The following is a 26,029-nucleotide window of genomic DNA, read 5'->3' as shown; positions in this document are numbered from 1 at the left end:
CCTGGACAGTCTAGCGTGGATTGCGTCCCCTTCGAAAGCCGCAAGATCATGATTGCCTCCCGGGACTGAGCCGGGCGACTGCGTAAACTTTGCGATGATCATCTTGAGAATCGTAGCGGCCCCGATCGGGGCCGCCATTCACATCTCCAACAGATCGGACAAATCCTGGGTTTTAGTAGCCGCCCATGCCGCCACCGCCGCCACCCGCAGGTGCTGCATCCTTGGCCGGAACGTCGGTGATCATCGCTTCGGCGGTGATCAGAAGGGCTGCGATCGAGCCGGCATCCTGGAGTGCGGTGCGCACCACTTTCGCCGGATCGACGATGCCTGCCTTGATCATGTCGACATAGACCTCGTTCTGGGCGTCAAAACCCTGATTGTGGTCCTTGCTGTCGGTGAGCTTGCCGACGACGATTGAGCCTTCGACGCCGGAATTCTCGGCGATCTGGCGGATCGGCGCTTCGAGCGCCCGCAGCACGATCGTGATGCCGGCCGTGACATCGGCATTGGCGCCGGTCAGGCCGCCAAGCGCCGAGCGGGCACGCAGCAGAGCGACGCCGCCGCCGGGCACGATGCCTTCCTCGACCGCCGCGCGGGTGGCGTTCAGCGCATCGTCGATGCGGTCCTTCTTTTCCTTGACTTCCGACTCGGTGACGCCGCCGACGCGGATGACGGCAACGCCGCCGGCGAGCTTGGCCAGCCGCTCCTGCAGCTTTTCCTTGTCGTAGTCTGACGTCGTCTCCTCGATCTGGCCCTTGATCTGAGCGACGCGCGCCTGGATGGTCGCCTTGGTGCCGGCACCGTCGATGATCGTGGTGGTGTCCTTCTCGATCAGCACGCGCTTGGCGCGGCCGAGCATCTCGATGGTGACGTTTTCGAGCTTGATGCCGAGGTCCTCGGAGATCATCTGGCCCGACGTGAGCACGGCGATGTCTTCCAGCATCGCCTTGCGGCGATCGCCGAAGCCAGGCGCCTTGACGGCCGCGACCTTGAGGCCGCCGCGCAGCTTGTTGACGACCAGCGTCGCCAGAGCCTCGCCCTCGACGTCCTCGGAGATGATCAGCAGCGGCCTGCCGCTCTGCACCACCGCTTCGAGGATCGGCAGCATCGCCTGCAGATTGCCGAGCTTCTTCTCGTGGATGAGGATGTAGGGTTCTTCCAGCTCGACGCGCATCTTGTCGGCATTGGTGACGAAATAGGGCGAGAGATAGCCGCGGTCGAACTGCATGCCTTCGACGACGTCGAGTTCGGTCTCTGCGGTCTTGGCTTCCTCGACGGTGATGACGCCGTCATTGCCGACCTTGTCCATAGCCTTGGCGATCATCTCGCCGACGCTGGCATCGCCATTGGCGGCGATGGTGCCGACCTGCGCGATCTCGGCCGACGACTTGACCTTCTTGGCGCGCGCCTGGATTTCCTTGACCACGGCGGAAACCGCCTGGTCGATGCCGCGCTTCAAATCCATGGGATTCATGCCGGCGGCGACCAGCTTGGCGCCTTCGCGCAGGATCGAGGCGGCCAGCACCGTGGCGGTGGTGGTGCCGTCACCGGCGAGGTCGTTGGTCTTCGAGGCCACTTCGCGCACCATCTGGGCGCCCATGTTCTCGAACTTGTCGGCAAGCTCGATTTCCTTGGCGACGGTGACGCCGTCCTTGGTGATGCGCGGCGCGCCATAGGCCTTGTCGATGATGACGTTGCGGCCCTTGGGGCCGAGCGTGACCTTCACAGCATTGGTAAGGATCTCGACGCCGCGCAGCATGCGGTCGCGCGCGTCGGTGGAGAATTTGATTTCCTTGGCAGACATGATTTTTATCCAGTACGTTCGGAGAAAATAAGGTCAGGCAGCTTTCTTGGCGGCCACGGTCTTGTCGGTTGCAGCGGTCTCGCCCTTGTCGATGATGCCAGTCTCGTCCTTGTCGATGACGCCCATAATGTCGGCTTCCTTCATGATCAGAAGGTCCTCGCCGTCGATCTTGACCTCGGTGCCCGACCATTTGCCGAACAGGATGAAGTCGCCGGCCTTGACGTCGAGCGGAACAAGCGCGCCGTTTTCGTCGCGTGCGCCAGGGCCGACAGCGATGACTTCGCCCTCCTGCGGCTTTTCCTTGGCAGTGTCGGGGATGATGATCCCGCCCTTGGATTTGATATCGCCTTCGGCGCGACGAATGACGACGCGGTCGTGGAGTGGCCGAAATTTCATGGGAACTTTCTTTCTGGGGGCCGGCACAGGCGGCCACGCCCCTCCTCTATAGACGCGTTGGCACTCGATAGATAGGAGTGCCAAAAATTATTCGCGTACCAAATTAAATATTCAAAAGTATTATTTCAGCTGGCCGTTTCGTGATATCCGCAGAATGTCAAATAATTCAAAAGATTGAATTTTGCCGATCGAGTGCCTATTTATCGGACAAGTTCACTTTCACGATTTCAGGCACAAGGGAGATTTCTTCGATGGCCGAAGGCAATCAGACGATCATGGAAAAAGCTGAAGCCCGCTTTGTCGACAAGCAGAAGAAGACAGCGGAGAAAAACAAGGCGACCGCCGAATATATGTCCGAGGCAAGAGCCAGGGAGATCAAGACGGCAAGGCTGAGGGAGCTTCGGCTGGCCAAGGAAGAGGCCGATCGTGTCGCCCAGGCCCTCAATCCGACGCCGAAGAAGAAGCGGGTGACCAAGAAAGTTACGGAGGCTAAGACATGAGCCTCACCTTCCCCAACCGCAGCCGCAGCTATGACGAGGCGGGCCAGCGCATCCGTTTCGTCGGCCATGACGGCATGTTCCAGATCTCGTTCTCCGTCGCCGCCGACGCCATGGCCAAGATGCGGCCGGGAACCGCGGCCGATGAAGCCGGTTATCTCCAGACATTCGACACCGAGAGCAGTGCCATCCGCGAGGTCGCGTCGAAGGCCTACGACCGCACCCACAAGAGCATGTATGTTCTGACGGCGTCCGATTTCGGCTGATCAGTCCATTGCATGTCGCTCAAAACGACGATTAAAGATCCATCCCCTCGACCATCGCGCGTATCTTCGCAGCCTTTTCGAAATGGTCGAGGCGGTGGGTTCTGATCCACCATTCGGCGGCTTCCATCAGGAGTTCGGGGTTGTCGTTTCTGTTGGCGAAAAACGCATAGAACGACACGCCGACGCCGGCCCCCTTCTCGGAGATCTTGCGGTCGCAAATCTCCAGTATCTTCTGCTTCAGGCTGGCTCTCACGGGAATCCCTTGATTTGCGGTGCGGCAGGCTTCCGCCGGCGGGCCGCTACGGATCAGGCCTTGCGCTCGGCCCGTTCGCGGCGTTTGACATCGCGGACATTCATCTGCACGACCATGTCCTCGGCCTCGCGCGGCCCCATCCCGACCATCACCTTTTGCCGGACCACCGCAGGCTGGCCGGTGAAGACATCGATGATGCTCCAGCTCTGGGGAAGCTCCATACGCAGCGTGTAGCGGTTGGCCATGCCGGTCAGCCTTGCATCGTGAAAAACACGGCGCCCAGGATCAGCACCGTCCAGGCGACGACCGACAGTTTCAGCACCATGCCGCTATGCACGGCCAGAAGCTTCCGCAGGTGCGACACACCTGCCGACGAGGCCGGTGCCGCCGCCAGGGCGGCAGGAGCCTTGAGGCCAAGTTTTCCAAAGACGGGCAGCAGCGACGGTTCACGCACGAAAGGCCTCGAATGTCAGGAAAAAGCGAAGCAAGAACGCTCGGCTCCCTTCCATACCACTCTTTTCGCGCGTGCCGGCATGCCAAATGCAAGACAGGACTGCTTTAACGTCCGGTCCGCACCGCCTTCGTAACGCACAAATCTATTCGTGGGGACTGACTGCCCTTGGGGCAGATTGGGACTGCTGTTCGACGCGAAATTTTGGAGGCCTCGCCTCGGAATCGAACCGAGGCTTCAGAGATTTGCCGTCTCCAGCGTAGCCGCTCCGCCACGAGGCCATGGCTGTTGAAGTAGCGGCCAAATATTTACGGAAAGGTTAATCCCGAGGGACTGTTCAGAATTTTCGGCACGATCTTCAGACCGTCCGCCAGCACATATTGCGGCCAGGTTTGCTGCCCGGCAGCGCCAACCCTTTGCCGGACCTCGCATCCCGCGCACGCTGCGATCCTTCACGCCTCAAGCGGCAGCCCGCCCCGTCTCGACCGAGGGCCTCCAGCACTGCGACTGGCGCTCTTCCCCTGAGCTAAGTGCTGCCGGCGCTGCTTTAACCCGCGTTTGCATTCGAAGGAAGAGAGCCGAGGCCCAACCAGCTTTTCCCTTGAACGGCGATCCAATCTGGTCTAGCCTCAGCTGAGAAAAGGTTTTCTCAAACAATTTCAGTCGGGCTCGGCCACCTGCCGGGCCTCTTTCAGATCGGTAAGAGAAAACCTTTTTCCAACTAAGGACTCTCGGCGCGATGCCATCGGACGATCTGCCTGTTCCGGTCTTTTCCAAGCCAGTCACCTTGCGTGACGTGGCCGCGCAGGCCGGAGTCAGCGTCGCTACCGCATCCAAGGCGCTCAACAGCCAGGGCCGGATGACAGCCGAGACGCGCGAACGCATTCGCGAGACCGCCCGGCGGCTTGGCTTCCGGCCCAACAGCCTGGCGCAAAGCCTGCTCCGACGCCGCAGCTTCACCGTCGGCCTGCTCACCAACGATACCTATGGCCGCTTCTCGCTGCCGCTGATGTCGGGCATTTCGGACGCGCTGGTCGACAATGGCGTCTCGGTGTTCCTGTGCAATGTCGAGGAGGATCCGCGGCTGGGCCAGATGCATGTCGACGCCATGCTCGACAAGCGCGTTGACGGCATCATCGCCACTGGCAAGCGCATCGATCGTCATCTGCCCGTCGACCTCTCCAATCTGCGCGTCCCGGTGATCTATGCCTTCACGCAGCCCGACCCCGACGCCGTTGCCTTCGTCTCGGACGATGTTGGCGGCGCCCGGCTGGCCGTCGAGCATTTTTGCCGGCTTGGCCGCAAGCGCATCGCCCACGTCACCGGGCCGGCGAGCTTTGCCGTGGTACACGCGCGCGTTCAGGCTTACCGCGACGTGCTCGCCGAAAACGGCCTGACGGTCAGCGAGCCGCTGCTCGGCTCCTGGTCGGAAGCCTGGGGTCACCAGGCGGTTGCGCAACTGTTCGACGGCAAAAGCGAAAGGCCGGACGCGGTCTTCTGCGGCAACGACCAGATCGCGCGCGGCGTCATCGATGCTCTGCGCGAACGCGGCCTCGACGTCCCCAGGGATGTCGGCGTCATCGGTTTCGACAATTGGGAGATCGTGGCCGAGGCGACGCGCCCGCCGCTGACCTCTGTCGACATGAACCTGGTCGCGCTCGGGCGCGAGGCCGGGTTGACCCTGCTTTCGCTGGTCGGCGGCAAGCCCGCCGCGCCCGGCATTCGAAAACTGCCGTGCCGGCTGGTGGTGCGGCAGTCATGCGGCCATCCGCCGGGTGGCTGAAAACGAAGCGCCGCGCAATCGGCGCCAAGCCGCGGACCGCGGCCAACCTTGGAGGAGGAGAACATGAGGAACCTGATTGCCAAACTGGCCCTGGCCGCTGCCGTTCTGGGCGGCGGTCTCGGCACTGCCGCCGCCGAGACGGCCAACATATGGGTGCGCGCCGACGGTTCGAATTTCATGCCGAGGATCGTCGATGCCTACAACAAGGCGCACACCAACCAGGTCAAGCTCGATATCATCCCCAATGCCGAGATCATCCCCAAATACGGTGCCGCGGCCGCCGGCGGCACAGCGCCCGACGCGCTGTCGCTCGACCTGATCTACACGCCCTCCTTCGCCGCAGCCGGCCAATTGGAGGACATCACCGACTGGGCAAAGTCCCTGCCCTATTTTGCCAGCCTGTCGCCGGCGCATGTGAAGACCGGCACCTACAAAGACCACATTTACGGCCTGCCCTTCTCCGCCGACGCCTCGGTGCTGATCTGGAACAAGAAGCTGTTCAAGCAGGCCGGCCTCGATCCCGAAAAAGGTCCGGCCAACTGGGCCGAGATCGCGGCCGATGCCGAGAAGGTCAACGCGCTCGGCGGCAACATCAAGGGCTTCTACTTCTCCGGCAATTGCGGCGGCTGCAACATCTTCACCTTCACGCCCCTGATCTGGGCGTCTGGTGGCGACATCCTGAGCGAAGACGGCTCGAAGGCGACGCTGGACAGCCCGCAGCTGCGCGGCGCCATCGATCTCTACCGCTCGATGGTCAAGAAGGATCTGGTACCGGCAGGCGCACAGACCGACACCGGCGCCAATTTCTTTGCCGCCTTCGCCGCCGGCAATATCGGCATCTCGCCGTCCGGCGCCTTTGCCATCGGCGCGCTCAACACCCAGTATCCCGACATCGATTACGGCGTCACCTTCCTGCCGGGCAAGGACAGCGGCTGGTCGTCCTTTGCGGGCGGCGACAATTTCGTCGTCACCAAGGGCACCACGAAACTGCCCGTGGTGAAGGAGTTCCTCGACTTCGCCTATTCGCTCGAGGGCCAGACCATCCTTGCCAAATACGGAAGCCTGCCGGTGCGCGGCGACATCGCCAAGGACGCGTTGAAGGATCTCGATCCGCGCTACCAGATCGCCGCCGAAGCCATGGCCAAGGGCAAGACGCCCTATTCGGTGGTGTTCAACGACCTGATCAACTCCGCCAACGGCCCGTGGACGCAGATGATCAACGAGGTCTTCTTCGGCGACGATGTCGATGGCGCGATAGCCAATGCGCAGGAAACGATGCAGTCGATCATCGACCAGGCGCCGCAGAAGTAGCGGACGCCTGCCGGCCGCCCGCCTGTCTCCCTGGGCGGGTGGCCGGATACCGCATCGCCAACGGCAGGGCTATCGCGTTGAGAAAAGACCCCCTCATCCGGCCGCTTCGCGGCCACCTTCTCCCCGCTGGGGAGAAGAGGCTGGCACCATCCCCGGCAACCTCCTCTCCCCTCAGGGAGAGGTCGGATTGCCCCGAATTGCTCTCTTCAATTGGGTTGGCAATCCGGGTGAGGGGGTTCTTTGCCAATGTCCCAATAGCATCGAGCGCGCAGCCATGACCGTCATCACCGCAGCAACCCCTGCCCCGCCCCGCGCCCGCAAGGTCGCCAGCCGCCACCAATGGATCGGCCTGCTCTATGTCGCGCCGGCTGTCGCGCTGGTCGTCGTCTTTTTCCTGATCCCGCTCGGCATGACGGCGTGGATGTCGCTGCACAACTGGCCCCTGATGGGCGAGCACAGCTTTATCGGCCTCGGCAACTATGTCGCCATCCTGCGCGACACCCGGTTCTGGAACGCGCTGCGCTTCACCGCCTACTACACCGTGATCGTCACCATCGCGATCTTCGTGGTGGCGTTTCCGCTGGCGCTGTTCGTCGAGCGGCCGCGGCCGCTGACCAATCTTTACCGGACGATGTTCTTCATGCCGGCGGTTGTCGGCTTTGCCTCGGCCAGCCTGCTCTGGTCATGGCTGTTGAACGTCGATTCCGGCCTGTTCAGCCCGGCCGCCTACGACCTTGGCCTGATCGACAGGAAGTTCAACCTTTTGGCCACCTTCCAGCCGGCCTTCTGGTCGATCATCGCCATGGTCGTCTGGAAGGTCGCCGGCTTCACCATGATCATTCTGATGGCCGGCCTGCAATCGATCCCGCAGGATCTGCAGGAGGCGGCCGTCATCGACGGCGCCGATCCGTTCGCCAGGTTCAGGGCGATCACTTTGCCGCTGATGCGCCGCACGCTGGCGCTGGCCCTGATCCTGTCGGTCGCCGGCTCGATCCTCGCCTTCGACCAGTTCTACATCATCCTGCGCGGCGGCCCACGCAACCAGACGCTGACGGCGGTCTACTGGATCTTCAACCAGTCCTTCGTGTCGTTCAAGCTCGGCTACGGCGCGGCTTTGTCGATGGTGCTGCTGGTGATCCTGGTGGCGCTCAGCCTCGTCCAGCTGTGGCTGCTGCGCAAGCCGGAGGGGCTCGACTGATGGCGCAGGCCGCTTCCCGCAACCGCCGGCTCTTGAGCCGCATCGGCGAGCATTCGACCGGCATCGTCGCCTCGGTGCTGTTTGCCGCGCCGATCGTGTGGGCGGTGCTGTCGGCGTTCAAGCCAGCGGCCGAAGCGCGCCTGCCGCCGCTGCCGCCCTGGCCGACATCAGGCTTCTCGCTGGAGAACTACGCCACGCTCAACAGCTTCGGCGACGGGCTCTGGGTCTCGGCCCAAAACAGCATCTATGTCTCGGTGATGACCGTGGTGCTGTCGGTCGCCGTCAGCGTGCTGGCCGGCTATGGCTTTTCGCGGTTCCGGTTTCCGTTCAAGGACCTGTTCTTCATCCTCATCCTGTCGACGATCATGATCCCGTTCCAGTCGATCCTGACGCCGATCTTCCTGGTGCTGACCAAGCTTGGCCTGCACAACACGCTGACCGGCCTGGTCGGCGTTTATGTGACGCTGCAACTGCCGTTTTCGATCTTCATGATGCGCAACGCCTTCGACGCAGTGCCGCGCGAGATCGAGGAAGCCGCCCGCATGGACGGCGCCGGCAATCTCACCATGCTTTGGAAGGTGATGCTGCCGCTGGTCTGGCCGGGCGTCGTCACCATCGCCCTGTTTGCCTTCCTCGGCGCCTGGAACGAATTCCTCGCCGCCCTCGTGCTGATGACCGACCAATCCAAATTCACGCTGCCAGTGATGATGACCGCACTGCAGTCGGGCCGCTTCGGCGCCATCGACTGGGGCGCGGTGCAGGCGGGCGTCACCGTGATGATGGTGCCGTGCCTCATCCTGTTCCTGGCGCTGCAGCGCTTCTACATCCGCGGCCTGATGGCCGGGGCCGTCAAATAGAATGGAGTAAATTCATGACCGCATCGCCATCCGCAAAAACCGGGAAACCGAAGCTCGCCTTCCGCCCGCTGCCGGTGCCGCAGGTCGACGTGCACGGCTTCTGGGGCGATCGCGCCGACGCTGTCGCCGCCCGCACCGCCGATATCCTTTACGAGCGCTGCGTGGAGGCCCGCATGCTGGAGCAGATCGATCCGGACCGTCCCTCGCCCGGCATAGTCATCCCCTTCCACTCGCCCTCTCCCGACGAAGCCGACCGCCAGGGCGCGGAATTCACCGGATCGACGGTGACCACGCAGATGTTCTGGGATTCCGATCTCGGCAAGACGATCGAGACCGCGGCCTATTCGCTGTACCGGCGCAAGAATCCCGAACTGGAGAAGAAGATCGACGCCGTCATCGACATGTATGGCAGGCTGCAGCAGGAGGACGGCTATCTCTCCAGCTGGTACCAACGCATCCAGCCCGGCAAGCGCTGGACCAATCTGCGCGACTGCCACGAGCTCTATTGCGCCGGCCATCTGATCGAGGGCGCGGTCGCCTACTACCAGGCGACGGGAAAACGCAAGCTGCTCGATATCATGTGCCGCTATGCCGACCACATCGCGTCGGTACTCGGCCCGGAGCCCGGCAAGAAGAAGGGCTATTGCGGCCACGAGGAGATCGAGCTGGCGCTGGTCAAGCTGGCACGGGTGACCGGCGAGCGGAAATATATGGAGTTGGCCAGATACTTCATCGACCAGCGCGGTCAGCAGCCGCATTATTTCGACGAGGAGGCCCGCGCCCGCGGCGCCGACCCGAAGGCCTATCATTTCAAGACCTATGAATACAGCCAGTCGCATATCCCGGTGCGAGAACAGAACAAGGTCGTCGGCCATGCTGTCAGGGCGATGTACCTCTATTCCGGCATGGCCGATATCGCGACCGAATATGGCGATGATACGCTGCGAGCAGCACTCGACCTTCTGTGGGACGATCTCACCACCAAGAGTCTCTACATCACTGGCGGACTGGGGCCGTCGGCGCACAATGAGGGCTTCACCAGCGACTACGACCTGCCCAACGAAAGCGCCTATGCCGAGACCTGTGCGGCGGTCGGCTTGGTGTTCTGGGCCAGCCGCATGCTCGGCATGGGGCCGAACGCGCGCTACGCCGACATGATGGAACGCGCCCTCTACAACGGTTCGATCTCGGGCCTGTCGCTCGACGGCTCGCTGTTTTTCTACGAGAATCCATTGGAAAGCCGGGGCAAGCACAACAGGTGGAAGTGGCACCGCTGCCCGTGCTGCCCGCCCAATATCGGGCGCATGGTCGCCTCGATCGGCAGCTATTTCTACAGCCTGGCCCACGATGCGCTGGCCGTCCACCTCTATGGCGACTCGACCGGGCGCTTCGATATATCGGGCGTCCCGGTGAGCCTGACGCAGGTCAGCAGCTATCCCTGGGACGGCGCCGTCGACATCATGCTCGAACCGCGGGCGCCGGTCGAGTTCACTTTGCACCTGCGCATTCCCGCCTGGAGCGCCAGTGCCGGGTTGAAGATAAACGGCGAAGCCATCAGGCTGGCGGATATCACCAGCGACGGCTACGCCGCGATCAAGCGGACATGGAAAAAGGGCGACAATGTCCGGCTCGATCTCGAAATGCCGATCGAGCGGCTTTATGCCAACCCGCAGGTGCGCCAGGATGCTGGCCGCGTCGCGCTGTCACGCGGCCCGCTGATCTATTGCGTCGAGGCATCAGACAATGACAGCCAGCCGCATCGCCTGACGCTGCCGCGGACGGCCACCATCGAAGCGCAGCACCGGCCGGAACTTCTCGGCGGCGTGGTGACGCTGTCGACCGCGGCACTTGCCGATGTCTCCGACGGCTGGCAGGACGGGCTCTACAGGCCCGAGCCGCCGGCCACCGCCGAGACGCGACTGACCGCCATTCCCTATTTCGCCTGGGACAACCGCGAGCCCGGCGAGATGCTGGTATGGCTCAGGGACGGCTGAACGAGGTCGGTGTATCGGCGATGACCGATCCAAGCTCAGCCGCGGTCGATGCCGCGGTTTCGGGCTTTTGGTCCATATAGCGCAGACGCAGGCGCAGGAATGGCGCCTCGACGCAGGTATAGCTGAGATAGCCGATCGGGATCGTCGCCACGAAGCACAATGCGGACCAGAGGCATGCGACGTAGAAATTGCTGATGCTCATGACATTCGTGTCTATGAACGCTGCCAATTGCATGACGAAGAACAGGTGCAGAAGATAGATCGAATAGCTGTAGGCCCCAGCCTTCTCCAGTACCCTGAACGGCGGGCTTGTTCGCTTTCTCGAAAAGCTCGTGTCGTAGTAGGCGATGCCGAATGAATAGGCTGCCGCCTCCAGGGTCGGCAGGATGATCCATATCCAATGAGGCGACGGATAGCGGCCCAGTTGGTAAAATCCGCCGGCTGCATCGAACCACCAGAAGAACCCCGAAAAAGCCATGAGAACGGCCAGCGCCAGCCAGTGTTGGTTCTTCGCGTGGGCACGCAGGTGAAAGGCAAGAATGCCGGCCAGGAACTGATCCGCATGGCCTATGATGGTTGCGGACGCCGCCGACTGCACTTCGCCGATCTGCACATACAGGACGGACCTCAGCACAATGGCTGCCGCGATGAACAGCAAGGGCGCGAACACAAACCGCCTGGATACCATCAGCAAGAACGGCAGCAACAGGTAGAAGTGCGCTTCGATCGTTATCGACCAGCCGCCATTCGGGAGGGTGGGAAAAAGAAACCCCAATCCGACGCCCGTGAAATACCCGTCGAGGGACTGGCCGGCCACGTACCTGCGGCAGGCCTCGATGCATAGCACGACCAGGAGAAGCGGAAGCAGCCTGAGGGCCCTGTTGGCAAAGAAGGGCAGATAGTTGATCTGCTTTCCATCGAGCAGCTTGGCGAACAGGTAGCCGGAAAGCGCCATGAACAGGGAAACGCCAGTATGCCCTTCATCCAGAACGCTGAAGATAGGAAGAGCCGGCACGAAATCATAAGGCACGGGGCCTTCAGGAGAAGCATGAAGGAAATGCCAGGTAAAGACAAGAAAGGCCGCCAGGCCACGAACATGATCCAGCGCTGGGTAGTGCTCTCCGGTCGAGGATTTCATGATTGGTCCACGCGCACCGTGTCCTGCGCCGGTGTTCAGGTCATCGTTGGCCCAGAACTGTTTTCAATTCATTAAACCTTCACTGCGGAGACTTACGAAATCAGAGATTTGCTTCGCAAGGTGCTGTGGCCTGCAAGCATCCGGAGCCAAACACGACTGAAGCGTGCCGCGTCTGAGCGGATCACTTCTGGGCGGATCACTTCTGGGCGACGGTCAGCCCGATCTCTTCCGCCACCAGTTCCTGCAGCCGCCACAGATTGCGGTCGCGGATGCCGCAGGCTTCGAGGTGGCGGATCGTCTCGAATAGATATTGCGCGCCCGAGCCCCAATGACCGACGGCTGTCACCAGCGTCGCCGCGATCGCCTGCTTGTCGAGCTTGCCGGCATAACGCGGATTGGCGGGATCGACGACGAAACCAATCGCGCGACATGGGCCGCCTTCGGTCCTGACCTGCAGCCAGCGCGGCACGTTGACGGCGGGCAGGATGGTCATTTCGCGGCGCAGCAGCGCTTCGAGGTTGGCCGCCACCGGTTCCGCGATCTCGAACACCATGCCCTGGCACTGGCCGCCGCGATCGAGCGCCATCATCAAGCCGGGCTGCTCGACCGTGCCGCGAAAACGCTGCACCGTGAAGCAGAACGAACGATGCCAGCCGCTGGCCACCGCGCGTTCTCCGCCCCTCACCTCGCCGGCGGGCTTCCACAGCAGCGAGCCATAGGCAAATAGTTTCAGCGGCCCGGCCGGAGCGCCGGCCAGCACCTCGTCGCGGATACGCGCATAGTCGGCATCGGTCATGTGAACCATGCCCGGCGTCGGCCCGGCATCCTCGACAGCACGCATAGTGCGCGCGACCAACGCCTCGGTCAGCGCCATCGGCGTGTTGCGCGGCACGGACTTGCGCGGCGATATGGCAGAAATCGGCTGGTTCATTTCATACCCTCTACCGTCGCCGTCATGTTGCCGAAGGCAGAGGGATTCTCAAGGGTCCATGTGACCGGCGCAAAATTCAACGGCCGATGCCGGGCGGGTGACCCTCCCGCCCGGCATCCAATCATTCTAGTGCTTGGTGCTCTTGCCGCCGATGGGGATGCGCCTCATCTTGTTCTGTGCCTTCTCGGATTTCGGCAAGGTGACGAACAGCACGCCGTTGCGGAAATCGGCAGCGACCTTGTCTTCTTCGACTTCGAAGCCGATCGGAATGCGACGTTCGAAGCGGCCGTAGAATCGCTCGGAGAACTGACGTTCCTTGTCGTCGGTTTCGGCGTGTTTTTCACCGCGCAACGTCAGGACGCCGTCATCGAGCAACACCTCGATGTCCTTTTCCTCCATGCCGGGTATCTCGGCGGTCACGCGGATTTCCTTGTCCGTTTCCGAGATTTCCACGCTAGGCCAGCCACCGCCCGCTGAAGAGAGCCTGCCCAAGGATGGAAGACGTGAACCGAAACCGCGGAACATGTCGTCAACAAGGCGGTTCATCTCGCGATGCAGGCTCATGAATGGGTCCTGATCGCGGTCGCCTGAGAGGGTCTGAACCTGGTTTGGATCGCGACCCCATGGCATCAGATCACGAATGGTCATTGCATTTGCTCCTTTCTTGATCCTGTCTATCGTTCGTTTGCATGCTCTGGTTGCCATGCTCGGACGATGCGCGTCTGCGCCATTGGCGCTCCGGTCCCGTTGGAAACGCCTGGATCAGTGGCGGGGGCTCGCGCACCTGAGCCTGCCCGAAGGCCACCGCCCCTGACCCGCGCGGCGCCCGTGAAGCCGGCGCCTCGTCGGCACTGGTGCGGAGGATTTTGGACTCCGTCGCGGGTGGGTCAAGACCTCGTAATGTAATGTGATTGGTGCATGCAGGTGCCTGCGTCACCGGTGCTGTCCACATCAGTCGTGCCCTTCGATCGGCACTTCGCGAAACAGTGGTCAACCGCCAGCTTGGTGTCTGCTGGACCGGAGCCGCCTCGGCCTCAACGCGCGGCTGGTCGGCTGGATCGGCGGTCTCGAGGACAGGGAACAATGCCGCTGGCAGGCCGTTCTGTTCCTTGCCGGAGGATGCCATGAACGACGCGTCGGCAAAGCCCGCTGGCCCCGTCCTTTCATCGGCGGAGCGCGTCAACACGCTGTCGCATTTTCACCGCGCCGAGATCGCTCGCATGGCGGGATGGCGCGACCGGCTGGACAGGACAACCAACTGGGCAATCACGGTGGTGGCGGCGCTGCTTTCGGTATCGCTGTCGACGGCCAGTGCGCATCACGGCGTGCTGCTTTTCGCCATGCTGCTGATCCTGCTGCTGCTATGGATCGAGGCGCGCCGCTATCGGTTCTTCGATTTCTATCGGGCGCGCGTACGCCAGTTCGAGCGCCACTATTTCGCGCAGATCTTTTCCCCACAGCCCGACTTTGCCTCGGACTGGCTGCTCATCGTCGGGGAAGGCCTACGCGCGCCGAAGTTCCTGCTGTCGCAGCGCGTCGCGCTGGCCCGTCGGCTGCGGCGAAATTACATCTACCTGTTCCTGATCCTCTTGCTGGCCTGGGTGCTCAAGATATCCACCCCCAGCCTTCAAACCGTGGGCGTCAGGACCGGCTTTGCCGGTTCGCTTCGCGAAGCCGTAGACAGCGCCGCCCTTGGCCCCGTTCCCGGTGTGGCGATCGTGGTTGTCGTGGCCGCATTCTATGTCGGGTTGCTTGCCATCGTCTTTTTCACGGCCGATAACGACGGCGAACTGTCCTTTGGCGACGTGCATGTTTGACGTTGATGCCCGGCAACACGCCGCTGCAACGCAAACGGCGGCCCGCGCGCTGAGATGGTCGGTCCGCCGAGACGTTTGAGGGAACGGAACTTCGCGCCTAGATGCCGAAGAACTGCTTGCCAACCATGTAACCCAGTGCCGCCACGACCAGCGGAAACAGCGCCGGCGCGGCTTTGCCCAGAAGGGAGACCTGCGGGTCCTTCGCCGGCGTATGACGTGCATTGCCGAGATTCTTGGTCATTGCTTGCCTCAGGTTCGAAAGACTCATTAGCAAATGCTGATTAACAGCATGACCGCATTAACGGCTTGATAGGAAATCAACTCTGATCAGATGCAAATTCTAATGATCGGCACATGGACGGCAAAGACGCGCTGCCCTATTTGGCGGCGTTCGAAGCATCGACGGGGACGCGCGGCCGTTCGCGGCAATCGACAAAAACACGCCCGAACAACAAGATGGCTCAGGAACTCGATTTAGCAGGTGAGCGCCAGCTCCGAAGCCGGTGCAGTTCATCCGCCGTCTCGCCCGAGCTTCGTGTTGATAGCTCGGGGTCGAACGCATGTCCGCGGCGTAGGCAGGCCGCCTCCCGTCAAAAAATTCGCAAACCAATGTCGGACTGGCTAGGCTTCGTCCGTCCTTGGGGTATCGAACAGGCATTCATGAAAGGATCCAGCAATGCCCGGCACCGTACGTTTGCACCGCGTTCTGACGACCAGCCCTGAAAAGGTCTATCGCGCCTTCGTTGAAGCGGACGCGCTGGCCAAGTGGCTTCCGCCAAACGGCTTCACCTGCACGGTCCATAATTTCGAGGCAAAGGTCGGAGGCACGTTCAAGATGTCGTTCCGCAATTTCACCACCGGCGACAGCCACGCCTTCGGCGGCGAATACCTTGAACTCGTTCCGGGCGAGCGCCTGCTCTACACCGACAGGTTCGACGATCCCAACCTGCCCGGCGAGATACGGGTGACCGTGGTCTTGAAAAAAGTGTCGGTCGGCACTGAAATCGACATTACCCAGGCCGGCATTCCGGACGTCATTCCGGTCGAGGCCTGCTATCTCGGCTGGCAGGAATCGCTCAGAAATCTGGCAAAGCTCGTCGAGCCCGAGATCAATCAATAGGCTGCGGATGGCCGGGAGAACGGCCGTTTCTGGCCTGCCGAAGCCTGAAACTTGGACTGTGGCGGGAACTGCCCTTTGTCGCTAGCAATTCATCATTGCGGCACCCCTGTGCCTGGACGTGTCGATGAAGAATGCAGCGGAGGTTGAAAAAGCATGACTCTGACCAACCGAGACATCGTCGAGTTGACGGCGTGGCGGCGCCAGCTGCACCAGTATCCGGAAATCTCGAATGAAGAGGAGAAGACGGCAAAGGAGGTCGTCGCCTTCCTCGCCGATACGGGGCCGGACAAGGTGCTGACACAGCTCGGCGGGCACGGCGTCGCGGTCACATATGACAGCGGCAAAGCAGGGCCGACGGTGCTGTTCCGTTCGGAACTCGATGCCTTGCCTATCGAAGAACTTTCAGGCGTGCCGCATGCGTCGCGCGTGCCGGGCAAGTCGCATATGTGCGGCCATGACGGACACACCGCCATCCTGGCATCCCTCGGCCGGCAGTTGGGGCGCGAGCGGCCTGCAAGCGGCCGCGTCGTGCTGATGTTCCAGCCGGCGGAGGAAACCGGCAATGGCGCAGCCGGCGTCGTTGCCGATCCCCGCTTCGGCGAGATCGCGCCGGATTTCGCTTTCTCGCTGCACAACCTGCCTGGCGTGCCGTTCGGCGAGGTGCGGCTCAAGCCCGGCGTGGTCAACTGTGCGTCACGCGGCATGCGCATCGTGCTGGAGGGCAAGACCGCCCATTCATCCATGCCGGAGACCGGCACCTCGCCGATGCTGGCGATCAGTGAGCTGATGCCGGCGCTGCCGGCGCTCGGGCGCGGAACCTTCGCCGACGACGACTTCTCCATGCTGACCGTCACCCATGCCGCGATGGGCGAGGCCGTGTTCGGCATCGCGCCGGCTCATGCGCAGGTCTGGGCAACGCTGCGCACCCGGCGTGACGAGCGCATGGCGAACCTTTGTGCTGCTGCCGAAGCACTGGTCGCCAGGATCGCCGGCGAGCATCGCCTTACCGCCCGCTGGGACTATCACGAGATCTTCGTCGCCAGCGTCAACGCGCCGGACGCGGTGGAGCATCTGCGGCGCGCGCTCGATGAAGAGGGCGTATCGCACGGCGAAGAGGCCCTGCCGATGCGCGCCTCGGAAGATTTCGGCCTGTTCGGCCATAGTGCCAAGTCGGCGATGTTCTTCCTCGGTGCGGGCGAGCGGCACCCCGCCTTGCACAATCCCGACTATGACTTTCCCGACGACCTGATCCCGATCGGGTCGAGGATCTTCATGCGCACGGCACGCAATCTCCTGGGTTGACCTCCGCCAACTCCAACGCCGAAAGGAACATGCAATGCCAAAGATACCGAAGAACACGATTTGCCTTTGGTTCGACAAGGACGCCGAGGCTGCGGCGCGCTTCTACGCAGAGACCTTTCCCGACACCAGCGTGGGCGCCGTTCACCGTGCGCCGAGCGATTTTCCGTCCGGCAAGAAAGGCGACGTGTTGACGGTCGAATTTACCGTCGCCGGCATTCCCTGCATCGGATTGAACGGCGGCTCCACATTCAAGCAGAACGAGGCCTTCTCGTTCCAGATCGCCACCGACGATCAGCAGGAAACCGACCGCTACTGGAATGCCATCGTCGGCAATGGCGGCCAGGAGAGCGTGTGCGGCTGGTGCAAGGACAAATGGGGCGTGTCTTGGCAAATCACGCCGCGCACGCTGACCGAGGCCATGGCGGCCGGCGGCGAGGAAGCCAAACGCGCCTTTGATGCGATGATGGAGATGACAAAGATCGACGTCGCGGCGATCGACGCAGCCCGGCGCGGCTGACCTCGATCGGGGCTGAGTTGCTATCTGACCTTGATGACGACCTTGCCCTTGGCGCGTCCTGTTTCGACATAGGCCAGCGCCTCATTGGTCGCCTCGAAGGGAAATATCCGGTCGACGACCGGGCGGATCGCGCCGGATTCGATGAGCGATGCGATCTTGCTCAGCTGCTCGCCCTGCGCCCACATGAAAAGGAACGAGAACGTCACGCCACGGCGCTTGGCTTTCGCTCGAATACCGCGGCTCAGCAGGCGAAGCACCAGCCTCAGCACCACGTTCAGTCCCTTTTCCCTGGCAAATTCCGGATCCGGTGGGCCGGAGATGGAGATGAGCTTGCCACCCGGTTTCAGCACATTCAGTGATTTTTCAAGTGTCTTGGCGTCCTGGCTGTTCAAGACGACGTCGTAGCCCGAAAGGACTTTCTCGAAATCGTCTTTCCTGTAGTCGACGACGATATCGGCGCCGAGCCCCTTGACCAGACCGGCACTCGCCGCGCTGGCGGTGGTCGCAATGGTCGCGCCGAGATGCTTTGCCAGTTGGATGGCGAATGTCCCCACGCCGCCGGAACCGGCTTGAATGAAGACCTTCTGTCCCTTCTTCAGCTTGGCCCTTTCGACGAGCGCCTGCCAGGCGGTCAGGCCGACCAGCGGGATCGAGGCCGCCTCCTCCATGCTGAGGTTCCCGGGTTTCAGGGCCACGTCGGCTTCATCCATGGCTATGAACTCGGCGAACGTCCCGATCCGGCCATCGCGCGGCCGCGCATAGACGTCGTCGCCCAGGTCGAATTTGCGGACTTTCGATCCCACGCGCACAACCCTCCCGGCCACGTCGTGACCCAGGATGAAGGGCCAGCGATAGGGCAGGATCAGCTTGAACTCTCCGGTTTTGACCTTGGAATCGAGCAGGTTCACCGCCGCGGCGTGGACCTCGACCAGGACATCGCTGTCCCCGAGTTTCGGCTCCGGCATTTCGGCTAGCCGCAGAGTGCCGTTCTTGCTGTACTTGTCGACGACGAATGCCTTCATGGCAGTGACTTTCTGAGAGTGATTTTGGTGTGTCGCATGTGCGTGAAATCCTCTGCTCGCTGTGTTCAAACGGGCAGGCGGAATTGTTTCCGCAGGCTCTTGTCGAATATCCCCGCGGGAGCAAAGCGACGCAGCAGGCTGACCTGGCGCGCAGCCTTGCCGGCGGTGTAGCGCCGTTGCGGACGGGCATCGGTCGCTGCCTTGACGACCACTTGCGCCACCATTTCCGGCCGGTCGGCGACAGGCATCACGTCGCGAAGCAGCGCTTCCAGCGTAGCGCGGGCCTGATCGTATTCCTGCAACGGCGAATCCGGCTGGATCCCGTTCTGGTCGAAGACAGTACGAACGAATGCCGGCTCGATGACCGAAACGCGGATGTTGAAGGCGCGAACCTCGTGGTCGAGCGATTCCGAATAGCCCTCGAGCGCGTGCTTGACCGCCGAATAATGCGCTGAATACGGCGCGGGCACCAGTCCCAGCACAGAGCCGATATTGATGATGCGCCCCTCGCCACGCTGCCGCATCGACGGCAGCACCGCATTGGTCATGCGGATGACGCCGAACAGATTGACGTCGAACAGAGCCTGCACCTGGGCAATCGAGAATTCCTCGGCGCCTCCAAGCTGGCCGACCCCGGCATTGTTGACCAAGAGGTCGATCCGGCCGGTCTGCGAGAGCACCGTCGAAACGAGTGCGGCAACGGCCTCACTGTCGGTCACGTCGCAGATCAGCATGATCACCCCGTCCGGATCGTTGCCGGCCTTGCGCCGGCTGGTTCCGAAGACGGTGAACCCGGCCCGCGCAAGGGCTTCGGCACTGGCGCGGCCGATGCCCGAAGAGGCTCCGGTCACAACAGCGGTTTTTCCGGCATTCGTTTTCATTTCGTGCTCCAAACTCATGGGGGCTAGCTTTTTTGCATCTGTTAAATTACAGTCGTAATATCAGATTATGATCATAATGCAATAGCAGAAAGGAATAGCAGCCATGCGCTACGAAAAGGGCAGGAAGGACGCCTCGCGCGGCCGGATCCTGGAGGTCGCCGCGGAACGCTTTCGGAAAAACGGCATAGCGGCGTCCGGACTGGCAACCATCATGGGCGACGCCGGGCTGACGAACGGGGCTTTCTATCCCCACTTTCAATCAAAGGCGGCGCTTGTCCGTGAAACGGTCGCTGCAGCTCTCGAGGATCAATCCGACGAGATACGGCAAGCATTGGCCTCCGGCGGCTTGGCAATGGCCATAGACACATATCTGTCTGCGGCGCATCGGGATAATCCCGGGAAGGGCTGCGCCTCTGCCGCCTTGCTGGCGGAAATCGCCCGCGAGCCACCCGAAACGCGTCAGCTTTATACCGAGCGTTTGCTGACCCAGGTGCGCCAGGTGTCGGTAGAGCTGCCGCCGCAAACTCCTGATCCGGAGGGCGTTGCGTTCGCTATCTTTGCGACCCTCATTGGCACGCTTCAACTGGCCCGTGCCGTGGAGGGAACGGAATTGTCGGATCGTATCCTTGCGGCAGGGAAAGCTGCGGCGCGCGCGCTGATCGAGCAGAGTTAGGGGATGTCACGCGTGGGCACGTCAAAGACATCCTCAGGCGGTGCGACGCCCAGCCCCGCATCGGCCCCTTGGGCAGGAACAGCACCGCCCGTATGATGGTCAGATGCGCGCCCGCTCTTCAGTGCCCGGTGCCGCGACCGAAGGACCTGGCGTCCTTGGCCAGCACCAGCTCGGCATCGTCGGTAACATAGCTGACATAGCGATAGTCGCGGATGAAGCTGATCTGACCTTCTCGCCACTCCAGCCACATGAAATGATGCGGTTTCTGGTCGGCATGGCTTTCGAACACAGCGATCACCTCGCGGCCGTCGAGCCAGGCCGGCGTCAGCCACACGCGGTCGCTTTTGGCGTAGATCGTGAAGAACATGCCGACATCCGCCGCACCCGAGCGCGTCGCATGCAGGGACTGATGAAGCCTGACGTCGTCGGCAAGCAGGGCGCGCAAGCCGTCCCAATCCCGCTGGTTGAACAGGGTCGCATAACGGACCACGGCGGCCGACGCGATACGCGCATCGGGAGCCGAACTGGCCTGCGCACTGACTTCCCTAAGCCGGGCGCGGCCGCGCGCCAAGTGCCCTTTCACCGCATCGACGGTGATGCCGAGCAAAGCAGCGATCTCGGCCAGCGGCTCGTCGAGCACATCTCTGAGGATGACGACGCTGCGCTGGAGCAGCGGAAGCTCCGCGAAGCGCGACACTGCGGTCTGTATAGCTTGCCTGCGCATCAGCATCTCCACCGGGTCGGCTTTGGTGTCGTCGGCAATTTCAAGCGCCGCCTCGATAGGCTCCGCCGCGCGGATCGCGCGGCTGCGCAGCAGGTCAAGCGCACGGTTGTGGGCGACGCGGAACAGCCAGGGCCTGAGCTGCGGCACCTCGCCCAGCTCATTCAGCGCAACGAAGGCTCGCGCAAACGTGTCCTGCACGACATCCTCCCCGTCGATGACCGAGCCCATCAGGCGCGCGCAATAGCGGTGCAGCTCTGGCCGCATCGCGGCGGCAAGGGCAAGCAGCCCTTCCCGTCGGTCGCGGTCCACGGCAGGATCTCGTTCGCTCAAGCCGCAGCCCCCTCCATCACGGTTACGCCCGCGTCGCCATTGAGGCCGAAGACGATCCCCTCGGCATATTGCGGGTCTTCCAGCACGGAAACCACCCTGTCGCCGAAGGTTCGGGGCGGCATCGGCGCACCGAAGCGGGTGACGAATTGTTCGGGCGTGATGCCCATGGATCCGGAATAGGCGCCGGCCGCCGCATCGCCTGTTCCGGTGCCGAGGATCATCTGCCGCGGCACGATCGCCTGAAAGCGGATGCCGAGCTTCTTCTCCAGCGAAACGCCGTTGGCGTACTTCGCCATGAACCACAGCATGCGCTTGGCGCCGCCATAGCCGCCCGACAACTGCGACCCGGTGACGGCGGCACCGCTCGATCCCACCAGAACACGGCTGCCCGGCTTGAGCGGCAGGTTGAGCGCCGCCTGCAGCCAGTATAGCCCGGCCTTGACGTCGGTTTCCCAGGCGATTGAAAAATCTTCCCAGCTCAGTTGGTCCAACCGGCCCATCCGGGGCGTGGCACCAGCATTCAGGACCACGACGTCAGGACGAACCTCGCTAAGAATGCGATAGGCCGCGCCCTCCTCCGCAACGTCGGCGCGGATAGTGGCGACCCCAAGCCGCGCACCGACCGCATCCAGCGCCTCGACGCCACGGGCAACGACGGTCACACTGGCGCCCTGTTCGACCAGCGCCTCGACCAATCCGAGGCCAAGCCCACGGCTGCCACCGGTGACCACGATTTCTTTATTCCTGAGGCTCATCGACCCTGCTCCTTAGCTTCACTGTAGCTAAGACGTTTGAGGGTCGGAAAAAGAGCCAAGGTTTGGCGAGGCGCGCTGTCGCGGCGACGATCCGCGACATGCCGGCAATACTGGCGATCGGGCGGAAAGCTGCCTGTCCGCTTTCGGCCTAAAATGCGATGCCCGATATTGGACGCAGTAAGGTTAGAGGCTGCCGGCGATGAAAGCGCTGCCGGTCCATGCTGCAGCATCCCAGCCGGATATGTTCAGAAGTCGAGAGCGACCATCATGCCGCGGACTTCGGCCATTTCCAGCAGCAGGTCTTGGAGTCTTTCGTCCAGTGCGGCACCGGTCAGCGCCAGAAGCTCGGTGACGCTCTCTCTCATCGATATGACGGCGGCGCCTGTCTTCTCGGCGAGCAGCCGTCCGATGGCAGCTCGGATCAGGTCGTCCTGATCAGACATTGCTTCACCTCCCAACGCACTGCAACCTCCCCTTGCTTTCCATGCCTCACCGCCGCTTTCGACAACAGGGCGTGATTTCCCATACCGTATGATTTTTGATGCGACATCGGGCAGCTTTGCTCATGCCAGCAGATCGTCTCGATGAGCCCGCCAGTCGTTCAACACCGACAATGAGGGCAGGAGCGAAAAATGGCCGGGCTGGACCGTTTCAACCGCTGCAAGCAGTGCCAGAGGCACTTCGTGCCGATAAAGCCCAATGCACACGCCCCCTTTGGCCGTTGCCGGCAATTCCGTGACGGTGTCGAAAATCGAAAACGTACCCGTTGGCTCTTCCACGATTTCGAAACGCCCCACCCCAAACCTCCCTCTGCACAAAAGTAGCGACCAACGCGGACATCCCCCTAGTGGTTCCCTAGGCTGGCAGTTTTTTTCGCGCCTTGGTTGTAGCGCATGCCGGCAGGACAGTCATGCCCGCAGGGCGCGCAGTCAAAAATCGCTACGCACATTTTAAATCTTGACGCGTGTCAATTTTTTATAAAACATGCGCAAACGCCGGCATGGCATCGGCCGGCGCTCTGGGAGGAGCAATGCCTGACATCGAAAAGCGCCCGAACCGGGGCGGCAGTCCGCACATCCCCAAGCTGGCAGCAGTCCGTTGGCGGATCGTCGCGCCAGGGGCCGGGGTCGCTTGCGCGCCGTCGGACATTGCAGTCGCCGGACGGCGACATCGATGCAGCCCATAAAACAATCAGGAGGAGGAAAAACCATGCGCATGTTCAATTGCCTGAAACTCGGCACGAGCCTGCTTGGCGCCGGCATGCTTGCAACCATCGTCTCGGCACCCGCCCACGCCGAGGATGCGGCGAAAGTCGCCGCCATCGTCAAAGGCCTCGACAATCCATTCTTCCAGACCATGCAGAAGGGCATCGAGGAGCAGGCCAAGGCCAACGGCGTCAGTGTCAGCGTCCAGGCCGCCGCCAACATGGGTGACGCCACCGGCCAGGCCGACCGCCTGACCGCCATGGCCATGCAGGATTTCGATTGCTACCTGGTCAACCCGATCAGCGTCTCCAACCTCGTCCAGGCGCTGGTGCCGGTCGCCCAAAAGAAGAAGCCGATCGTCAACATCGACTCGACCATCGACCCCGAGCAGGCCAAGGCCGCCGGCTTTGCCGTCTCGACCTATATCGGCACCGACAACGTCGCCGCAGGCGTGCTGGCCGGCGAAGAGATGCTGAAGCTGGTGCCTAAGGGTTCCAAGGTCGCGCTGGTCGCCGGCATCGTCGGCGATGTCGGCTCCAACGCCCGCATCAAGGGCTTCAGGCAGGCCGTCGAAGGCAAGCTCGAAATCGTGGTGATGGTCAGCGCTGACTGGGATCGCGAAAAGGCGTTGACCGCCGCCACCGATATCCTCGCCGCCCATCCGGACCTCGCCGGCTTCTTCGCCGCCAACGACATCATGGCCCTTGGCGTCGAGCGCGCCGTGCGGACGTCGGGCAAGGACGTCAAGGTGATCGGCCTAGACGGCATTGTCGATGCGCTGAAGTCGATCGCATCAGGCGAACTCACCGCCACCGTCGCCCAATACCCCTATGTCGTCGGCGCCATGGGCGTCGAAGCCTGTGCGGTCGCGGCCAAGGGCAAGGAACTGCCGGCCAACGTGCCGGCACCTGTGCTGTTGATCAACAAGGACAATGCCGAAGCGTCGCTAAAGAATTTTCCGCGTCCCGGCGGCGACTATCCCGATCCCTTCCGCGAGATGCTGAAGTGAGCACACCTGCAGACAACGCGCCCGCCGCCCATTCGGCGGGTGCGGAGGAGAGCCGTCCCTCCCTGGCGGCTCTCCTCCTCGATCCCTCCTTCTGGGCCGACTGGGCATCCGTCGTCGGCCTGGTCGGCCTCGTCATCGTCTTCGGCATCGCCCAGCCGGTCTTTCTCAGCGTCGCCAATCTGCAGGCGCTGCTGCTGGCGGCTGCGATCCTGGTCGTGCTGTCGATCGGCCAGACCTTCGTCATCGCCACCTCGGGCATCGATCTGTCGTTGGCGGCAGCCGTCATGCTCGGCGCCATCATCCTCGGCCTCGTCAATGCCGCCGGCTACGGCATCTTCATCGCCTGCGTGCTCGCGGTTCTCGCCACCAGCGCGGTGGGCTTCCTCAACGGGCTGATCATCACGGCAGGCAAAATCCCCGATTTCGTGGTGACGCTCGGCACGCTGTCGGGCATCACTGGCCTTGGCCTCATCCTGTCGGGCGGTGAACCGACCATGGTCGGCTCGACCTTCCTGCTCAGGCTCGCTTCCGGCTCGTTCGGACCGTTCAGCTATCCCGTATGGGTGGCGATCGCAGCCGTCATCGTCGCCCATATCGCGCTCTACCACACGCGTTTCGGCGTGCATCTGCTTGCCACCGGGGGCCAGGCCGAAAGTGCCGGCGCGCTCGGCATCCGCACCAACCGGGTCAAGATCGCCGCCTATACGATTTCCGGTCTCTGCGCCGGTGTCGCGGCCATTCTCCTGGTCGCCCGCATCGGCTCGGCCGAACCGCAGATCAACACCAGCCTGCTCTTGAATTCGGTGGCGGCGGTGGTGCTGGGCGGCGTCAGCCTGTTCGGCGGCCGCGCCAGCATTCTTGGGCCCGCCATCGGCGCGCTGATGCTCACGGCACTCGTCAATGGCCTGACCTTGCTCAATGTGTCGGCTTTCTACCAACCGCTTGCCGTGGGAGCCATCGTGGTGCTGGCGGCGCTGATCATGCGGTATCAGAAATGAGCGCTCCCCATCACATCCCCGCCGCTGAGGCGATCATCGCCTGCGAAGGGCTGAGCAAGCATTTCGGCGGCATCCGCGCCTTCACCGACGTCGCCTTCCAGGCCCGCCGCGGCGAGGTCACCGCCGTGATCGGCGACAATGGCGCCGGCAAGTCGACGCTGGTCCGCAGCCTGGTCGGCGTGCATCAGCCCGACGCCGGCGATCTGTTCTTCGACGGCCGGGCGCGGCCCTTCGCCAATCCCGACGAGGCGCGCAAGGCCGGCATCGAGACCGTGCACCAGAACCTGGCGCTGATCGACGAACTGACGGTCGCGCAGAACCTGTTCCTCAACCGCGAGATCGTGCGCCGCATCGGTCCCTTCGCTTTCCTCGACCGCAAGGCGATGAAACGCGAGGCCCGTTCCATGCTGTCGCGCCTGTCGATCAACGTGCCGTCGATCAACCAGCGTGTGCGGCGCCTGTCGGGCGGCCAGCGGCAGGCGATCTCGATCTGCCGCGCTGTCGGCTCCGGCGCCAAGCTGGTGGTGATGGACGAACCGACGGCGGCGCTCGGCGTGCAGGAGACGGCCAATGTCGAGGCGCTGATCCGACGCCTGCGCGAGCAGTCGGTCTCAGTCATCCTGGTCAGCCACAATTTCGATCAGGTCCGCCGCCTGTCCGACCAGATCTGGGTGATGCGGGCGGGAAAGATGGCGGCGACCGTGCGCGCCTCGGAGACATCAGGCAACGAGCTCGTCGCGCTGGTCACCGGCGCGGCATAGTCCTGCAGCATCAGACCTGAAATCAAAGGGAGTTTG

General features: G+C 62.7%; 30 protein-coding genes and 1 tRNA gene. 15 read left to right on the top strand and 16 right to left on the bottom strand.

Annotated elements, in window-relative coordinates; genetic code table 11:
- Positions 1–172 precede the first annotated feature (172 nt).
- Both groL and EOC83_RS21685 read right to left on the bottom strand, forming a co-directional pair.
- On the bottom strand, positions 173–1,804 hold the full coding sequence (gene groL, locus EOC83_RS21690; RefSeq protein WP_013530534.1) for a chaperonin GroEL: 1,632 nt from the start codon (positions 1,802–1,804) through the stop codon (positions 173–175).
- A 33-nt stretch (positions 1,805–1,837) separates the two neighbouring features.
- Positions 1,838–2,200 carry a co-chaperone GroES gene (locus EOC83_RS21685; protein WP_013530533.1) on the bottom strand — a complete coding sequence of 121 codons (363 nt, stop codon included), beginning with the start codon at positions 2,198–2,200 and terminating at the stop codon, positions 1,838–1,840.
- Positions 2,201–2,451: 251 nt separating this feature from the next.
- On the opposite strand from EOC83_RS21685, the gene EOC83_RS21680 reads away from it, so the two are divergent.
- Positions 2,452–2,700, top strand: coding sequence for a hypothetical protein (locus EOC83_RS21680; protein WP_063168668.1), 249 nt, complete (start codon positions 2,452–2,454; stop codon positions 2,698–2,700).
- Complete coding sequence (locus tag EOC83_RS21675) at positions 2,697–2,963, top strand: DUF1488 domain-containing protein (protein ID WP_013530531.1); 267 nt, start codon at positions 2,697–2,699, stop codon at positions 2,961–2,963. Before EOC83_RS21680 ends, EOC83_RS21675 begins: the two co-directional genes overlap by 4 nt.
- A 31-nt stretch (positions 2,964–2,994) precedes the next feature.
- On the opposite strand, the gene EOC83_RS21670 is transcribed toward EOC83_RS21675, so the two are convergent.
- The 4 genes from EOC83_RS21670 to EOC83_RS21655 form a co-directional block, all read right to left on the bottom strand.
- A complete protein-coding gene (locus EOC83_RS21670; protein ID WP_027160877.1) occupies positions 2,995–3,216 on the bottom strand; it encodes a DUF6500 family protein in 222 nt (73 codons plus the stop codon).
- Between the two features lie 53 nt (positions 3,217–3,269).
- On the bottom strand, positions 3,270–3,461 hold the full coding sequence (locus EOC83_RS21665) for a hypothetical protein (RefSeq protein WP_027160878.1): 192 nt from the start codon (positions 3,459–3,461) through the stop codon (positions 3,270–3,272).
- A gap of 5 nt (positions 3,462–3,466) precedes the next feature.
- Positions 3,467–3,670 carry a hypothetical protein gene (locus EOC83_RS21660; RefSeq protein ID WP_013530528.1) on the bottom strand — a complete coding sequence of 68 codons (204 nt, stop codon included), beginning with the start codon at positions 3,668–3,670 and terminating at the stop codon, positions 3,467–3,469.
- Positions 3,671–3,872: 202 nt separating this feature from the next.
- A tRNA-Cys gene (locus EOC83_RS21655) sits at positions 3,873–3,948 on the bottom strand.
- A gap of 458 nt (positions 3,949–4,406) precedes the next feature.
- On the opposite strand from EOC83_RS21655, the gene EOC83_RS21650 reads away from it, so the two are divergent.
- The 5 genes from EOC83_RS21650 to EOC83_RS21630 all read left to right on the top strand — a co-directional run bounded on the left by EOC83_RS21650 (position 4,407) and on the right by EOC83_RS21630 (position 10,810).
- Complete coding sequence (locus EOC83_RS21650) at positions 4,407–5,450, top strand: LacI family DNA-binding transcriptional regulator (RefSeq protein ID WP_013530527.1); 1,044 nt, start codon at positions 4,407–4,409, stop codon at positions 5,448–5,450.
- Between the two features lie 63 nt (positions 5,451–5,513).
- The gene (locus tag EOC83_RS21645) at positions 5,514–6,761 is read left to right on the top strand and encodes a sugar ABC transporter substrate-binding protein (RefSeq protein ID WP_013530526.1); all 1,248 of its coding nucleotides are present in this window, start codon (positions 5,514–5,516) and stop codon (positions 6,759–6,761) included.
- A 274-nt stretch (positions 6,762–7,035) separates the two neighbouring features.
- Positions 7,036–7,959, top strand: a complete 924-nt coding sequence (locus tag EOC83_RS21640) for a sugar ABC transporter permease (protein ID WP_063168669.1) — start codon at positions 7,036–7,038, stop codon at positions 7,957–7,959.
- Complete coding sequence (locus tag EOC83_RS21635) at positions 7,959–8,816, top strand: carbohydrate ABC transporter permease (RefSeq protein ID WP_013530524.1); 858 nt, start codon at positions 7,959–7,961, stop codon at positions 8,814–8,816. Before EOC83_RS21640 ends, EOC83_RS21635 begins: the two co-directional genes overlap by 1 nt.
- 14 nt (positions 8,817–8,830) lie before the next feature.
- Entirely contained in the window at positions 8,831–10,810 is a 1,980-nt protein-coding gene (locus EOC83_RS21630; protein WP_063168670.1) for a glycoside hydrolase family 127 protein, read from the top strand.
- Here the strand turns inward: EOC83_RS21630 and EOC83_RS21625 are convergent.
- The 3 genes from EOC83_RS21625 to EOC83_RS21615 all read right to left on the bottom strand — a co-directional run bounded on the left by EOC83_RS21625 (position 10,797) and on the right by EOC83_RS21615 (position 13,527).
- Positions 10,797–11,948: an acyltransferase gene (locus EOC83_RS21625; protein WP_063168671.1), complete on the bottom strand. Its 1,152-nt coding sequence runs from the start codon at positions 11,946–11,948 to the stop codon at positions 10,797–10,799. The genes EOC83_RS21630 and EOC83_RS21625 overlap by 14 nt on opposite strands.
- Positions 11,949–12,144: 196 nt before the next feature.
- Positions 12,145–12,879 (bottom strand): gamma-glutamylcyclotransferase, encoded by a 735-nt coding sequence (locus EOC83_RS21620; RefSeq protein ID WP_013530521.1) that lies wholly within the window; start codon positions 12,877–12,879, stop codon positions 12,145–12,147.
- A 126-nt stretch (positions 12,880–13,005) separates the two neighbouring features.
- Entirely contained in the window at positions 13,006–13,527 is a 522-nt protein-coding gene (locus tag EOC83_RS21615) for an Hsp20/alpha crystallin family protein (protein WP_013530520.1), read from the bottom strand.
- A gap of 476 nt (positions 13,528–14,003) precedes the next feature.
- Here EOC83_RS21615 and EOC83_RS21610 point away from each other — a divergent pair, with 476 nt between their 5' ends.
- Positions 14,004–14,696: a DUF2270 domain-containing protein gene (locus tag EOC83_RS21610; RefSeq protein ID WP_063168672.1), complete on the top strand. Its 693-nt coding sequence runs from the start codon at positions 14,004–14,006 to the stop codon at positions 14,694–14,696.
- 97 nt (positions 14,697–14,793) lie between these two features.
- On the opposite strand, the gene EOC83_RS21605 is transcribed toward EOC83_RS21610, so the two are convergent.
- Positions 14,794–14,937: a hypothetical protein gene (locus EOC83_RS21605; protein WP_013530518.1), complete on the bottom strand. Its 144-nt coding sequence runs from the start codon at positions 14,935–14,937 to the stop codon at positions 14,794–14,796.
- A 435-nt stretch (positions 14,938–15,372) separates the two neighbouring features.
- Here EOC83_RS21605 and EOC83_RS21600 point away from each other — a divergent pair, with 435 nt between their 5' ends.
- The 3 genes from EOC83_RS21600 (at position 15,373) to EOC83_RS21590 (ending at position 17,635) form a co-directional block, all read left to right on the top strand.
- Entirely contained in the window at positions 15,373–15,816 is a 444-nt protein-coding gene (locus EOC83_RS21600; protein WP_013530517.1) for an SRPBCC family protein, read from the top strand.
- 153 nt (positions 15,817–15,969) lie between these two features.
- A complete protein-coding gene (locus EOC83_RS21595) occupies positions 15,970–17,118 on the top strand; it encodes an amidohydrolase (RefSeq protein WP_013530516.1) in 1,149 nt (382 codons plus the stop codon).
- Positions 17,119–17,161: 43 nt separating this feature from the next.
- A complete protein-coding gene (locus EOC83_RS21590) occupies positions 17,162–17,635 on the top strand; it encodes a VOC family protein (protein WP_027160885.1) in 474 nt (157 codons plus the stop codon).
- Positions 17,636–17,655: 20 nt separating this feature from the next.
- Here the strand turns inward: EOC83_RS21590 and EOC83_RS21585 are convergent, their stop codons facing one another.
- Positions 17,656–18,657 (bottom strand): NADP-dependent oxidoreductase, encoded by a 1,002-nt coding sequence (locus tag EOC83_RS21585; RefSeq protein ID WP_063168673.1) that lies wholly within the window; start codon positions 18,655–18,657, stop codon positions 17,656–17,658.
- 65 nt (positions 18,658–18,722) lie between these two features.
- Entirely contained in the window at positions 18,723–19,538 is an 816-nt protein-coding gene (locus EOC83_RS21580; RefSeq protein WP_063168674.1) for an oxidoreductase, read from the bottom strand.
- Positions 19,539–19,641: 103 nt separating this feature from the next.
- Here EOC83_RS21580 and EOC83_RS21575 point away from each other — a divergent pair, with 103 nt between their 5' ends.
- The gene (locus EOC83_RS21575; RefSeq protein WP_063168675.1) at positions 19,642–20,211 is read left to right on the top strand and encodes a TetR/AcrR family transcriptional regulator; all 570 of its coding nucleotides are present in this window, start codon (positions 19,642–19,644) and stop codon (positions 20,209–20,211) included.
- Between the two features lie 118 nt (positions 20,212–20,329).
- Here the strand turns inward: EOC83_RS21575 and EOC83_RS21570 are convergent, their stop codons facing one another.
- The 4 genes from EOC83_RS21570 to EOC83_RS21555 all read right to left on the bottom strand — a co-directional run bounded on the left by EOC83_RS21570 (position 20,330) and on the right by EOC83_RS21555 (position 22,817).
- Positions 20,330–21,199, bottom strand: coding sequence for a sigma-70 family RNA polymerase sigma factor (locus EOC83_RS21570; protein ID WP_164747167.1), 870 nt, complete (start codon positions 21,197–21,199; stop codon positions 20,330–20,332).
- Positions 21,200–21,261: 62 nt separating this feature from the next.
- On the bottom strand, positions 21,262–22,020 hold the full coding sequence (locus tag EOC83_RS21565) for an SDR family oxidoreductase (RefSeq protein WP_063168676.1): 759 nt from the start codon (positions 22,018–22,020) through the stop codon (positions 21,262–21,264).
- Positions 22,021–22,265: 245 nt separating this feature from the next.
- Entirely contained in the window at positions 22,266–22,463 is a 198-nt protein-coding gene (locus tag EOC83_RS21560; RefSeq protein ID WP_013530509.1) for a hypothetical protein, read from the bottom strand.
- Between the two features lie 120 nt (positions 22,464–22,583).
- A complete protein-coding gene (locus EOC83_RS21555; protein WP_013530508.1) occupies positions 22,584–22,817 on the bottom strand; it encodes a hypothetical protein in 234 nt (77 codons plus the stop codon).
- A gap of 412 nt (positions 22,818–23,229) precedes the next feature.
- Here EOC83_RS21555 and EOC83_RS21550 point away from each other — a divergent pair, with 412 nt between their 5' ends.
- From EOC83_RS21550 to EOC83_RS21540, 3 genes are read left to right on the top strand one after another with little or no spacing between them, the layout of a single operon-like run.
- A complete protein-coding gene (locus EOC83_RS21550; protein ID WP_063168677.1) occupies positions 23,230–24,234 on the top strand; it encodes a substrate-binding domain-containing protein in 1,005 nt (334 codons plus the stop codon).
- Positions 24,231–25,232, top strand: a complete 1,002-nt coding sequence (locus EOC83_RS21545) for an ABC transporter permease (protein ID WP_063168678.1) — start codon at positions 24,231–24,233, stop codon at positions 25,230–25,232. The genes EOC83_RS21550 and EOC83_RS21545 overlap by 4 nt, the downstream gene beginning before the upstream one ends.
- Positions 25,229–25,993, top strand: coding sequence for an ATP-binding cassette domain-containing protein (locus tag EOC83_RS21540; RefSeq protein WP_063168679.1), 765 nt, complete (start codon positions 25,229–25,231; stop codon positions 25,991–25,993). Before EOC83_RS21545 ends, EOC83_RS21540 begins: the two co-directional genes overlap by 4 nt.
- Positions 25,994–26,029 lie beyond the last annotated feature (36 nt).

Origin of the sequence: Mesorhizobium sp. Primo-A (genome assembly GCF_003997175.1) — a bacterium.
In the GTDB taxonomy this organism is placed as follows: Bacteria; Pseudomonadota; Alphaproteobacteria; order Rhizobiales; family Rhizobiaceae; genus Mesorhizobium; species Mesorhizobium ciceri.
Note: the sequence above shows the minus strand (reverse complement) of the source record. Positions and strands in the feature narration are given on the sequence as shown.

Bases quoted from the DNA above. Each gene is read 5' to 3' on its own strand.
- EOC83_RS21610 (WP_063168672.1), top strand. From the start codon at position 14,004: ATGAACGACGCGTCGGCAAAGCCCGCTGGCCCCGTCCTTTCATCGGCG.
- EOC83_RS21645 (WP_013530526.1), top strand. From the start codon at position 5,514: ATGAGGAACCTGATTGCCAAACTGGCCCTGGCCGCTGCCGTTCTGGGC.
- EOC83_RS21685 (WP_013530533.1), bottom strand. From the start codon at position 2,200: ATGAAATTTCGGCCACTCCACGACCGCGTCGTCATTCGTCGCGCCGAA.
- EOC83_RS21540 (WP_063168679.1), top strand. From the start codon at position 25,229: ATGAGCGCTCCCCATCACATCCCCGCCGCTGAGGCGATCATCGCCTGC.
- EOC83_RS21550 (WP_063168677.1), top strand. From the start codon at position 23,230: ATGCGCATGTTCAATTGCCTGAAACTCGGCACGAGCCTGCTTGGCGCC.
- EOC83_RS21675 (WP_013530531.1), top strand. From the start codon at position 2,697: ATGAGCCTCACCTTCCCCAACCGCAGCCGCAGCTATGACGAGGCGGGC.
- EOC83_RS21595 (WP_013530516.1), top strand. From the start codon at position 15,970: ATGACTCTGACCAACCGAGACATCGTCGAGTTGACGGCGTGGCGGCGC.
- EOC83_RS21640 (WP_063168669.1), top strand. From the start codon at position 7,036: ATGACCGTCATCACCGCAGCAACCCCTGCCCCGCCCCGCGCCCGCAAG.
- EOC83_RS21630 (WP_063168670.1), top strand. From the start codon at position 8,831: ATGACCGCATCGCCATCCGCAAAAACCGGGAAACCGAAGCTCGCCTTC.
- EOC83_RS21575 (WP_063168675.1), top strand. From the start codon at position 19,642: ATGCGCTACGAAAAGGGCAGGAAGGACGCCTCGCGCGGCCGGATCCTG.
- EOC83_RS21615 (WP_013530520.1), bottom strand. From the start codon at position 13,527: ATGACCATTCGTGATCTGATGCCATGGGGTCGCGATCCAAACCAGGTT.
- EOC83_RS21600 (WP_013530517.1), top strand. From the start codon at position 15,373: ATGCCCGGCACCGTACGTTTGCACCGCGTTCTGACGACCAGCCCTGAA.
- EOC83_RS21665 (WP_027160878.1), bottom strand. From the start codon at position 3,461: ATGGCCAACCGCTACACGCTGCGTATGGAGCTTCCCCAGAGCTGGAGC.
- EOC83_RS21570 (WP_164747167.1), bottom strand. From the start codon at position 21,199: ATGCGGCCAGAGCTGCACCGCTATTGCGCGCGCCTGATGGGCTCGGTC.
- EOC83_RS21605 (WP_013530518.1), bottom strand. From the start codon at position 14,937: ATGACCAAGAATCTCGGCAATGCACGTCATACGCCGGCGAAGGACCCG.
- EOC83_RS21620 (WP_013530521.1), bottom strand. From the start codon at position 12,879: ATGAACCAGCCGATTTCTGCCATATCGCCGCGCAAGTCCGTGCCGCGC.
- EOC83_RS21635 (WP_013530524.1), top strand. From the start codon at position 7,959: ATGGCGCAGGCCGCTTCCCGCAACCGCCGGCTCTTGAGCCGCATCGGC.
- groL (WP_013530534.1), bottom strand. From the start codon at position 1,804: ATGTCTGCCAAGGAAATCAAATTCTCCACCGACGCGCGCGACCGCATG.
- EOC83_RS21680 (WP_063168668.1), top strand. From the start codon at position 2,452: ATGGCCGAAGGCAATCAGACGATCATGGAAAAAGCTGAAGCCCGCTTT.
- EOC83_RS21625 (WP_063168671.1), bottom strand. From the start codon at position 11,948: ATGAAATCCTCGACCGGAGAGCACTACCCAGCGCTGGATCATGTTCGT.
- EOC83_RS21650 (WP_013530527.1), top strand. From the start codon at position 4,407: ATGCCATCGGACGATCTGCCTGTTCCGGTCTTTTCCAAGCCAGTCACC.
- EOC83_RS21580 (WP_063168674.1), bottom strand. From the start codon at position 19,538: ATGAAAACGAATGCCGGAAAAACCGCTGTTGTGACCGGAGCCTCTTCG.
- EOC83_RS21565 (WP_063168676.1), bottom strand. From the start codon at position 22,020: ATGAGCCTCAGGAATAAAGAAATCGTGGTCACCGGTGGCAGCCGTGGG.
- EOC83_RS21585 (WP_063168673.1), bottom strand. From the start codon at position 18,657: ATGAAGGCATTCGTCGTCGACAAGTACAGCAAGAACGGCACTCTGCGG.
- EOC83_RS21560 (WP_013530509.1), bottom strand. From the start codon at position 22,463: ATGTCTGATCAGGACGACCTGATCCGAGCTGCCATCGGACGGCTGCTC.